At 45.6% G+C, this 1782-nt stretch carries 1 protein-coding gene and 1 pseudogene; both read left to right on the forward strand.

What is annotated here, in order from left to right; translation table 11 throughout:
• Positions 1 to 1001 (forward strand): M28 family peptidase (locus HRT75_RS14730; protein WP_291188379.1); only part of this gene is annotated, 1001 nt, incomplete at its 5' end.
• Positions 1002 to 1782 (forward strand): annotated as a pseudogene (locus HRT75_RS14735) (M1 family peptidase); the annotation flags it as partial.

The raw sequence follows: 1782 nt of genomic DNA on the forward strand, positions 1-1782 counted from the left end.
TAGAGATTCAACGCGGAACCAAATTCCCCAACCGATTCATCATTATGAGCGGGGATATAGATTCTCGTGTAAGTGATCCCAACGATTTTACTTCGGACTCCCCAGGAGCCAATGACAATGCCACAGGAATGGCTGGTGCCTTAGAAGCTGCACGTGTGCTTTCCAAATACAGTTTTGAAAACAGCATTATTTATGTGGGTCTTAGTGGAGAAGAACAAGGCCTCTACGGAGGAAAAGGCCTAGCGGCTTATGCCAAAGAGAAAGGCTGGGAGATCATTGGAGTCTTTAACAACGATATGATTGGAAACATCACTGGGGTTGACGGCGTAGTTGACAACAGAACCTTCAGAATTTTTAGCGAGCCCTATCCGCCAGAGCCAGATGCACGCAGACTGCGCGCTATGCGTTTTTACGGCGGAGAAGTTGATGGGATCTCCCGTCAGTTAGCTCGTTATGTATATAAGACTACCAAATCCTATATGCCAGAAATGAATCCGATGATGGTTTACCGTTTGGATCGTTTTGGGCGTGGCGGACATCACCGTCCTTTTAACGATGCTGGATTTGCGGGTATCCGCATCATGGAAGCCCATGAGAATTACACGCAACAGCACCAAGACATCCGAGTGGAAGACGGAATAGCCTACGGAGATACTTTTGAACATGTGAATTTTCCTTACGCCAAAAAGCTTACTGCAGTAAACGCCATAAACTTAGCTAGCTTGGCTTGGGCGCCACCCGCACCTAAAGAAGTAGGTATTGGCGGTATTGTAGAGGCCAGTGCTCGTTTAGAATGGTCTGCCGTTGAAGGTGCGGTGGCCTATAAGATCTATTGGCGAGACACTACCTCACCCACATGGGACAATGCCCGAATTGTTACAGAAGGCAATAGTGCAACCTTAGATGGCATTGTTATTGACAATTATTTCTTCGGAGTTGCAGCCGTAGGTGCCGATGGGCACGAAAGTGAGGTTGTATTTCCCAATAAAATCATTCGTTAGATGAATTATCGGTTTCTTTTTTTACTGCTGATCTGCAGCATTTCATTTGGTCAAAATTATACGCGTCAAGATTCTTTAAGAGGACAGATCACTGCCGAGCGCGCTTGGTGGGACTTACAGCATTACCAGCTGGATGTCACCGTAGACATTAACAACCAAAGCCTTTCTGGCTCCAATACCATTACTTATAAAGTATTGGAAAACGCAGATCGATTACAACTGGATCTGCAAGAGCCTATGCGTATTGACAAGGTTGTTCAAAACGGGAAAGAGCTTGAATGGACCTCAGAAGGCATTGCGCATTTCATTCAGCTTAAAAAGAAAATGAAGCCGGGCAAAGAAGAAAAGCTCACTGTTTTCTTTAGCGGAAACCCGCGTATCGCAAAAAATCCACCTTGGGATGGCGGTTTTGTGTTTACCCAAGATAGCAACGGAAAGCCTTTTGTGGCCAACGCAAACCAAGGAATTGGTGCCAGTATTTGGTGGCCCAATAAGGACCATCCTTATGATGAGCCCGATCAAGGGACCATTATTAGCGTAACTACTCCCAAAGACCTAATGGACGTCTCTAACGGCCGTTTGATCAAAGTGGACAGCACCGCGACTACCAAGACCTGGACTTGGCAAGTAGTGAATCCCATCAACAACTACGGAATAAACGTCAATATTGGAGATTACGTCCATTTTGGAGAAGACTATGCCGGAGAAGCTGGAAAACTGGATGTAGACTATTATGTCCTTAGAGAAAATGAAGCTAAAGCCCGCAAACAATTTCAACAAA

Source organism: Gilvibacter sp., assembly GCF_013214815.1.
GTDB lineage: Bacteria > Bacteroidota > Bacteroidia > Flavobacteriales > Flavobacteriaceae > Gilvibacter.